The following is an 8,765-nucleotide window of genomic DNA, read 5'->3' on the forward strand; positions in this document are numbered from 1 at the left end:
CCTCTGGCTACTCTGATCGGGGCGGGACTGATGTGTTTCGCGGATACCATTGCGCGCACCGCCGTCGCGCCTGCGGAGCTCCCCCTTGGGGTCCTGACCGCGATGGCAGGCGGCCCGTTGTTCCTCTGGATGCTGTCGCGGCGGCGTGGAGCAACCTTCCATGCTTGAGTTGCGCGACATTGTCCTGGACCGAAATGGGGCGCCGATCCTGAACGGAGTCAGCGCCCGGTTCGCGCCCGGGGAATTCGTTGCGGTCGTCGGCCCCAACGGCGCGGGCAAGTCCAGTCTTGTCCGAGTTCTGACCGGCGAATGGACCCCGCAGTCCGGCCAAGTCGATCTCGACGGCAAGCCACTCGCCGCGCTTGCCCGACGCCAGATCGCCCGACGCCTGGCGGTTGTGCCCCAGGCTAGCGCATTGGGTTTCGACTTCCTGGTCGAGGAGATCGTAGCCCTGGGACGTCTGCCGCACGCGACAGGCGTCGCCGTCGACCGCGCGGCCGTAACCGGATCTCTCGCCTTGCTGGGACTCGATAGCTTCGTCGGTCGGCGCTATCTGACCCTTTCCGGCGGCGAGCGACAACGCGTGCAGCTGGCGCGCGCTCTGGTGCAGATCTGGCCGGGACCGGACGCCTCCGCGTGCCCCATCCTGGTCCTGGACGAGCCCACCTCGGCGCTGGACCTCGCTCAGCAGCATGTCGCTCTTGAGACCGCGTCTGCCCGGGCACTGGGCGGTGCGATCGTGATCGCGGTCCTGCACGATCTGAATCTGGCGGCGGAGTACGCCGATCGTCTGCTGGTGCTGAAGGCCGGGAGACTGGTGGCGGATGGCCCGCCACCGGAGGTCATGACCGACCAGGCCGTTTCCGACTGGTTCGGGTGTCAGGTCGATGTCTGGCGGGAACCTGGACAGCCGCCCCAAGTCCGGGCGCGCAGGCAGCATCATCTGAGGGCTGTGACATGATCAGGAGGAGGACTTTTGGGATGAACTTTGGCCGGGAGATACTGCTTCGGTTGGGAACAATTCCTGCACTGGGCTTGTCGCTGCTGTGTTTCGGTGGATCAGCCGTCGCAGCAGAACGCGAGCCAGCCCCAATATCGATCGCGACGGACTTCGACGCCGCCATAAAGGGACTAAAGTTCGACCCGGCGACGGTCGACGGCAACCGTGACGCCACCGGCGCCGCCAACGGCATCCTCGATGCCGACGAGATGGCCCTGCTGGCGGCGATCCTTCAGGATTCGAAGCTGGACCTCAGCGCCACAGGCGGCGTGGACCACGCCAGCGTCACGCAGGCGTTCCGGCAGGCGCAGGCCAGCGCCGCCGCCGATGTGCGGCGCTTGGCCGGATCGTTCCCCACCGCGGCGACCGTGACGGCGGGCTACGCCATGCTGGGCGAAGGCTCGTTCAGGGCGTTCAACGCCATGACCACGGGCTTCGGGGCGCCACTCCGCGGTGACTATGCACTGGCGCTCAAGGTCGGCCAGCGGCTCAGCCCTGAAGGCGACGCCGATGGCGACGGCGTTTCCAACCGCGCGGAGTATGCCGCCGCCGGCAACCGGGCCGCCTATATCCGCGCGGCCCTGAATCCGACCGTGAAGGTCGCCGGCACGCCCCCCGCCCTGCCCGCCGGCACAGGCCGAAAAGTGATCGGGGTTGTGCTCTATCCAGGCTTCGAGGTCCTGGACGTATTTGGTCCCGTCGAGATGTGGGCCAACGTTCCGGACTTTCAGGTGGTGATGATCGCTGAGAAGGGCGGGCTCGTGCGCTCCGCCCAGGGCGCGCAGGTGATGGCCGACTACGACTTCGACGGCGCGCCAAAGCTCGATGTGATGATGGTTCCCGGCGGAGTCGGCACGCGCGCCGAACTGGAGAATCCGGTGTTCCTCAACTTCCTCCGAAGGCAGGACAAGACCACCGAATTCACGACCTCCGTCTGCACGGGCTCCGCGCTCTTGGCGAAAGCGGGCCTGCTCAAGGGGCGCAAAGCGACGTCGAACAAGGCGTTCTTCTCGCTGGCGACCTCGCAGGACGCCAGCGTCGACTGGCGGAAGGAGGCACGTTGGGTCGAGGATGGCAAGTTCTTCACGTCATCGGGCGTGTCCGCCGGCACAGACATGGCCCTCGGACTCGTCGCCCGGATTTATGGCAAGGACCAAGCGCGGCGCCTCGCCCGAAGCCTCGAGTATCAATGGAGCGAAGACGCCGACAACGACCCCTTCGCCATCCCATAGCATCGGCACACAACCTGGAGATCGCCATGCCCCTAGAACGACGCGCCCTACTCCACGCCCTGGCCGCCGCCCCTGCGCTGGCCCCCTTCCTGGCGCTTGAACGCGCCATGGCCGCGACGCCGCCGCCTAAGGCGCCCGCAACCCTCGACGACGCACGCATCCAGGCGGCCGAGGCCCACCACAAGTTCATGGAGGTTCCCAACCTCCGCATGCATGGCGGCGAGACCGTCAGCATGCTGCTCTATCCCGGGTTCACGGCCCTGGACCTTGTCGGCCCGCACTACTTCTTCGCCAGCATGATGGGATCCAAGGTGGAGTTGGTGACCAACCAGCCGACGCTCGCGCCCGTCGCCAGCGATCTTGGCCTGGCCATCCAGCCCACAGCCACGCTCAACACCGCCTTCGCGCGGCCGACCGTCCTGTTCGTGCCGGGCGGCTCCCTGGGTACGGTGGCGGCGATGGAGCATGAGCCGACGCTGGACTATCTGGTCGAACGCGCCGCTGACGCCCGGCTGATCACCAGCGTGTGCACCGGTTCGCTGGTGCTGGGCGCCGCGGGCCTGTTGAAGGGCCGCAAGGCCACCTCGCACTGGGTGGCGCGCGACATCCTCGCGGAGCTGGGCGCCACGCCGGTCGACGCCCGGATCGTGCGCGACGGTCCGGTGATCACCGGGGCCGGGGTCTCCGCGGGGCTCGACTTCGCACTGGCGGTGGTGGAGGAGCTGCGCGGACGTCCCTATGCTCAGGCCCTGATGCTACAGGCCGAGTACGCCCCGGCGCCGCCCTTCCCAGGCGGTACGGAGGCGACCACGGACCCGGCGATTGCGGGCCCCATGGAGGGGATGTTCGCACCCTTGATCTTTCAGACCCGCGCGGCGGCGCGGCGGAGGGCGGCGCGATGAGACCCGCAATGATCCTGATGGCCGCGCTGCTGGCCTCCCCAGCAACCGCGGCGCCGCCCGGCCTGTCCGTGACCGACGCCTGGAGCCGTCCGGCGACGGGCGTCAACGGCGCCGGCTTCATGGCCCTGAGCAACCGGGGCCCCAAGCCGGATCGCCTCGTCAGCGCAAGTTCGCCGGCGGCGGCGCGCGTAGAGTTCCACACGACCACGATGTCAGGAGGCATGGCCTCCATGGAGAAACTCACGAACGTATCCGCGCCGGCGGGCGGGACCGTGTTGTTTAGACCTGGCGGCAAACATCTCATGTTGATGGGGCTCAAGCGCCCCTTGAAAGCCGGCGACAGGTTTCCGGTCACACTCACCTTCGCCAGTGGCGCCAAGGTGGAGGCGACATTCACGGTCGGCGTCACGGCCCCGACTGCGGGTCACGCGCATCACTAGCTTCATGTCCAAAATGTAACGAGCGTAACAGGCGTGGCGGACGGCATGGTCCGCCACGAGATACTGAAATCCGGAACCTCCGCTATGAAGACTCTCTGGCTCGCCGCGGCGGCCGCGGCCGCGCTCCTCGCGACACCGGCCCTCGCGGCCGGCGACCTCATCCAGACGCCGCGCATGGGGACCTGGGGCTTCGACCTCGCGGGACGCGACATGAGCGTGAGTCCCGGCCAGAGCCTGTTCGATCACGCCAATGGCGAATACATGCGGCGGCTGACGATCCCGCCCGAAAGGCCCACCTTCGGGGCTTGGGAGATCCTCGACGACCTCAACCAGGCCAGGCTGCGCGCGCTCGTGGAGGCCGCCGCCGCCGACACGGCCGCTGAGGGCCCGCGTCGCCAGATCGGCGGCGCCTATCGCGCCTTCATGGACGAGGCGCGCATCGAGGCGTTGGGCGCCCAGCCGCTGGCCCGCGAACTGGAGGCGGTGCGCAAGGCCGGATCGCGCTCCGAGATCGCCCGACTGATGGGGGCGACGACCTCGGGCTTTGGTCAGGGCACCTTCAACGCAGCGATCTGGGACGACTCCAAGGCCCCGACCCGCTACGCGGTCTATCTGTTCCAGGGCGGCCTCACCCTGCCGGACCGCGACTACTATCTCGAATCCAGGTTCGAGCCGCAGCGAAAGGCCTATCTGGCCTACGTCGCCAAGATGCTCACGCTCGCCGACTGGCCCAATCCGGACGCGGCGGCAGAAGCGATCCTGGCCAAGGAGACTGAGATCGCCAAGGTGTCCTGGACCAGCGCCCAGCGACGCGACGATGACAAGACCTACAACCCCTACACGGTCGCCGAACTGCGTCGGCTGGCGCCGGGGTTCGACTGGAGGGCCTATCTGGAGGGCGCGGGTCTTGGCGCGGTTCCAAGGGTGGTGGCGTCAGAGAACACGGCGTTCCCCAAGATCGCGGCGATCTATGGGCGCACGGATCTCGCCACACTGAAGGCCTGGCTCGCCTTCACGATCATCGATCAGGGCGCGCCATACCTCTCGAAGGCGTTCGTCGACGCCCGGTTCGCGTTCCGTGGCAAGGCGCTTTCGGGCACGCAGGCCCTGCGCCCGCGCTGGAAGCGCGGCGTCGCCCAGGTGGAGGGCGATCTCGGCGAGGCGCTCGGCAAGCTCTATGTTGAGGCCTACTTCCCGGCGCGGAACAAGGCCGCGATGGAAGCGCTGGTCGGCGACCTGAAGACCGCCATGGGACAGCGCATCCGCAACCTCGACTGGATGGGGCCTGAGACCAAGACGAAGGCGCTGGAGAAGCTCTCGAAGTTCTCCGTCAAGATCGGCTATCCGGACCGCTGGCGCGACTATTCCGCCCTGAAGATCGACGACCAGGACGCCTACGGCAACGCCGAACGGGCGGCGGCCTTTGAGTGGAATCGCCGGGTGGCGCGCCTCAACCAGCCGGTCGACCGGGCCGAGTGGGAGATGACACCCTCGACGATCAACGCCTACTACCTCTCGACCAAGAACGAGATCGTCTTCCCGGCCGCCATCCTGCAGCCGCCGTTCTTCGACATCGATGGGGATCCGGCGGTGAACTACGGCGCCATCGGCGCCACCATCGGTCACGAGATCACCCACGGGTTCGACGATCAGGGGCGCAAGTCAGACGGAGACGGTCGTCTGTCGGAATGGTGGACGCCCGAGGACGAGGCCAAGTTCACCGCCCAGGCCCAGAAACTGGGCGCGCAGTATTCGGCCGTCGAAGTTCTGCCGGGCGCGAAGATCAATGGCGATCTCACCATGGGCGAGAACATCGCCGATCTGGGCGGCCTGATCATGGCCCTCGACGCCTACAAGCTGTCCCTGAAGGGCCGCCCGGCGCCGGTGCTGGATGGACTGACCGGCGAACAGCGGGTGTTCCTGGGTTACGCCCAGGCCTGGCGGGGCAAGTACCGCGACGACCTGATGCGCCAGATCCTGGTCTCCGACCCCCATTCGCCGCCTCAGGCGCGCGTCGATCTGCCGGTGCGCAACATCGACGCCTTCTACGAGGCGTTCGGCGTCAAGCCGGGGGATCCGATGTACATTCCGCCCGAGGCGCGCGCCCGAATCTGGTAGCGCGCCTCGGCGGACGAGGGCCTATCGCGCGAACAGCTGGTTCCAGCGCGGACGCGTCCGGGTCTTCCAAGACCCGCGATGCCAGGCATCCGATGCGATCAACGGCACCACGGTCGTCGCCTCGGCGAACACCATCTGCTCCCAGGTCACATCCACCTTGCCCCAGGAGCAGGCCTCCTTGAGGGTCGAGGACGAGCAGGCGCCGTCGCGCACGTCGGCTACCGTGATCTGCACGGCGTATTTGTGCATCTCCACCTCGTGGCCGAGGATCTCGGCGCACACCACCGTGTCCTGGGCGAAGTTCTTCGGCACCCCGCCGCCGACCATGAACAGGCCCGTGGCGCCGGCCTTGAGCTTGATTTCGGTCAGCTCGCGGAAATCCGCCACCGCGTCGATGGTCAGGTAGGGCTTACCCGCCTTCATCCGCTCCACCTGGTGCTTCACCAGGCCGAAGCCGGCCGAGCTGTCCACAAACGCCGGGCAGAAGATCGGCACGCCCTCATGATAGGCGGTCTCGACCAGACTGCCCGCCTTCTTGGCGTTGCCGGCCGCCAGCCACTTGCCCATCTCCCAGATGAATTCGCGGCTTGAATAGGGCCTGGGCTCCAGCATCTCGCACAGCTCGTAGATCGTGCCGTCGCAGTTCTGGAGTTCTTCTTCGTCGATGTAGGTGTCGTAGATTCGGTCGATGTAGAGGTCGCGCAGGTCGCGGTCATCGACGTTGGACTGGGCCTGATAGTGCTTGAAGCCCAGCGCCTCGAAGAAATCCATGTCGACGATCGAGGCGCCGGTGGCCACCACAACGTCGATCATCCCGTACTGCACCATGTCGCGGTAGATGTGCATGCAGCCGCCGGCCGAGGTCGAGCCCGCCAGGGTCAGCCAGGTCGAGCAGCCGGCGTCCTCCAGGCTCATCGACCAGATGTCGGCGGCGCGAGCGGTGTCGCGGCTGGTGAAGCTCATCTTGCGCATGGCGTCGATCACCGGCCGGGCGTCGTACTGGTCGATCGCCACATGCTCGACGGTGTTGGCCAGGAGCTCGGCCTTGCGGTTGGAATTCACTGGAGCGTTCATCTTCGAAAAGGTCCCTTCCGAGGGTGATCGTCCGTCGACAACAGAAAAGCGCGACCGGGACGGTACGACCGGCCGCGCCTATACACTCGGTTCCTGACAGTTGTTACCGCTTGCGGCGGCTCTTTCCCGCGCGACCCTTCGGACGCGAGAACCGAACGACCTTGCGCTCCTCGTCCTGCTGCTCGCGCGGCAGGCGGATCAGGCGGCCGGCAAGCCCGAACATGGAGGCCATGGGCGCGTCCGCCACCACCACGGTCTCGGCGTCGCCGAAGCCGTTGAAGCGGGTGTTCATCGCCACGCCATAGGCGCCCAGCATGCCGATCTCGACATAGTCGCCCTCGCCCACATCCTCGGGCAGCCAGAACGGCCCCGGCATCTGGTCGAGCGAATCGCAGGTCGGCCCGAAGAAGCGGAAGGGCTTGAGCGCGCCTTCCACCTCATGGGCGCCCTCGCCATCACCTCGGTAGAGCTTCACCGGGAACGGCCATTTCACATGCGCCGCGTCGAACAGCGAGCCATAGCTGCCGTCGTTGAGATACAGCGCGTCCCCCTTGCGCAGTTCGACCTTCACCAGGATCGACGAGGCCTCTGCGACCAGCGCCCGGCCGGGTTCACACCACAGCTCGGTCTCCTCATGCACGCTCATCTCGGCGAAGCCGCGGCGCACGGAGTCGGCGTAGTCCGAGAGTTCCGGCGGCAGCATGCCCGGATAGACAGACGGGAACCCGCCGCCGACATCGACGATGTCGACCATGACACCGGCGCGGACGATGGCGCGCTGGGCCTGAGCCATGGCCGCCTGATAGGCGGTGGGCCGCATGCACTGGCTGCCGACGTGGAATGACACGCCCATCTTGCCCTGGGTTGCGCCGCGCGCAGCCAGAAGCAGGGCCGGCGCATCATGAGCCGAGACGCCGAACTTGCCGGACAGCGAGTAGGACGCGCCATCGGCGATCACGTCGAGGCGCACCATCAGCGTCAGGTCCTGGGCGCCGTTGGTGGCCTCCAGAATCTTGGCCAGCTCCTCGTGGGTGTCGAGCGCGAAGATCCGCACGCCGTAGCGATGGTAGGCCTCGGCAATGGCCGCGCGGCTCTTCACCGGATGCATGAACGCCATGCGGGAGCCCGGCGCGTGCGTCGCGACGAGCGCGATCTCCGGGATCGACGCGACGTCGAACGACCGCACGCCGGCCTGGGCCAGCGCTTCGATCACCCACGGCGACGGGTTCGCCTTCACGGCATAGAACACGTCGCCCGGAAAATAGTCCTGGAACCAGCGCGCCGCTGTGGTCACCACGTCCGGCCGCGCTAACGCGACAGGACGCTCCGGAGACCGCTCACGGACCAGGTCCAGGGGCGTATGGTACGTGTGCACCTCACGCAACCCCCAACGGATTGTTGAACCCAGACCGGCGTTAGCAGCGCTTTTGAGGACATCGGGTCCGCCGGAAGCGGCGCGTTTAGGGGGTATGGACCCGCGAGTCAAAGGCTTTGAAGTATCGGGGACGCACCTCGGCGGTTCGTGGCCGGGGGCTGAGCCTGATCTCGGTCACGGGTGGCGGCGGCCGGCCGAGCATGGATCGAACCCTCGTCCACCGCGCCGTCCGAGTGCATCCCGCGATGACACCCGCGCTGGGGGCAACGCGTATCACCTTCTCTGCGGTCCGTGGTTGCAACCCCCAGGGCCAGAGACCGCGACTAGGGTCGCACCGCGCCTTGCGCCCTCTTACGCCGATTTGTCCCGCTGGACCTTGGCCGCGCGGGCGTGCCATGTAGCGGCTAGTTCTTCCCCAAGGATCTCAAGCGCCGCCCATGTCCGACGCCGCCGTTCTGTCGATACGGAACGTCTCCAAAACCTTCGGCAAGCGGCGCGCCCTCGACGGGGTTTCGCTGGACGCCCGGCGTGGCGAGATGATCGCGCTGATCGGCCCCTCGGGGTCGGGGAAATCCACGTTGCTGCGCTCAATCAGCGCGTTGCAGACCATAGATGCGGGTGACG

General features: G+C 67.2%; 9 protein-coding genes. 7 read left to right on the forward strand and 2 right to left on the reverse strand.

All coding sequences use genetic code 11. The features are described 5' to 3' along the window. The first annotated feature begins 12 nt into the window (after positions 1-12). The 6 genes from ACIQ3R_RS11340 (at position 13) to ACIQ3R_RS11365 (ending at position 5,692) form a co-directional block, all read left to right on the forward strand. Positions 13-168 (forward strand): iron chelate uptake ABC transporter family permease subunit, encoded by a 156-nt coding sequence (locus ACIQ3R_RS11340; RefSeq protein ID WP_397418541.1) that lies wholly within the window; start codon positions 13-15, stop codon positions 166-168. Continuing rightward, positions 161-961, forward strand: a complete 801-nt coding sequence (locus tag ACIQ3R_RS11345; protein ID WP_397418525.1) for a heme ABC transporter ATP-binding protein — start codon at positions 161-163, stop codon at positions 959-961. The genes ACIQ3R_RS11340 and ACIQ3R_RS11345 overlap by 8 nt, the downstream gene beginning before the upstream one ends. 20 nt (positions 962-981) lie before the next feature. Next, positions 982-2,232 (forward strand): DJ-1/PfpI family protein, encoded by a 1,251-nt coding sequence (locus ACIQ3R_RS11350; RefSeq protein WP_397418527.1) that lies wholly within the window; start codon positions 982-984, stop codon positions 2,230-2,232. Between the two features lie 26 nt (positions 2,233-2,258). Further along, on the forward strand, positions 2,259-3,134 hold the full coding sequence (locus ACIQ3R_RS11355; protein ID WP_397418529.1) for a DJ-1/PfpI family protein: 876 nt from the start codon (positions 2,259-2,261) through the stop codon (positions 3,132-3,134). Between the two features lie 8 nt (positions 3,135-3,142). Then, complete coding sequence (locus ACIQ3R_RS11360) at positions 3,143-3,574, forward strand: copper chaperone PCu(A)C (protein ID WP_397418531.1); 432 nt, start codon at positions 3,143-3,145, stop codon at positions 3,572-3,574. Between the two features lie 84 nt (positions 3,575-3,658). Then, positions 3,659-5,692 carry a M13 family metallopeptidase gene (locus ACIQ3R_RS11365; protein ID WP_397418533.1) on the forward strand — a complete coding sequence of 678 codons (2,034 nt, stop codon included), beginning with the start codon at positions 3,659-3,661 and terminating at the stop codon, positions 5,690-5,692. Between the two features lie 21 nt (positions 5,693-5,713). On the opposite strand, the gene ACIQ3R_RS11370 is transcribed toward ACIQ3R_RS11365, so the two are convergent. Then, positions 5,714-6,766 carry a deoxyhypusine synthase gene (locus ACIQ3R_RS11370; RefSeq protein WP_397418535.1) on the reverse strand — a complete coding sequence of 351 codons (1,053 nt, stop codon included), beginning with the start codon at positions 6,764-6,766 and terminating at the stop codon, positions 5,714-5,716. Positions 6,767-6,869: 103 nt separating this feature from the next. Further along, positions 6,870-8,141, reverse strand: coding sequence for a type III PLP-dependent enzyme (locus tag ACIQ3R_RS11375; protein WP_397418537.1), 1,272 nt, complete (start codon positions 8,139-8,141; stop codon positions 6,870-6,872). A 437-nt stretch (positions 8,142-8,578) separates the two neighbouring features. Here ACIQ3R_RS11375 and ACIQ3R_RS11380 point away from each other — a divergent pair. After that, a partial coding sequence (locus ACIQ3R_RS11380; RefSeq protein WP_397418539.1) for an ATP-binding cassette domain-containing protein occupies positions 8,579-8,765 on the forward strand: 187 nt, incomplete at its 3' end.

It is taken from the genome of Phenylobacterium sp. (assembly GCF_044371015.1).
GTDB lineage: Bacteria > Pseudomonadota > Alphaproteobacteria > Caulobacterales > Caulobacteraceae > Phenylobacterium.

What these genes read in the sequence shown, in the direction of transcription:
- ACIQ3R_RS11345 (WP_397418525.1), top strand. Translation starts at nt 161, where the DNA reads ATGCTTGAGTTGCGCGACATTGTCCTGGACCGAAATGGGGCGCCGATC.
- ACIQ3R_RS11350 (WP_397418527.1), top strand. Translation starts at nt 982, where the DNA reads ATGAACTTTGGCCGGGAGATACTGCTTCGGTTGGGAACAATTCCTGCA.
- ACIQ3R_RS11355 (WP_397418529.1), top strand. Translation starts at nt 2,259, where the DNA reads ATGCCCCTAGAACGACGCGCCCTACTCCACGCCCTGGCCGCCGCCCCT.
- ACIQ3R_RS11360 (WP_397418531.1), top strand. Translation starts at nt 3,143, where the DNA reads ATGATCCTGATGGCCGCGCTGCTGGCCTCCCCAGCAACCGCGGCGCCG.
- ACIQ3R_RS11365 (WP_397418533.1), top strand. Translation starts at nt 3,659, where the DNA reads ATGAAGACTCTCTGGCTCGCCGCGGCGGCCGCGGCCGCGCTCCTCGCG.
- ACIQ3R_RS11370 (WP_397418535.1), bottom strand. Translation starts at nt 6,766, where the DNA reads ATGAACGCTCCAGTGAATTCCAACCGCAAGGCCGAGCTCCTGGCCAAC.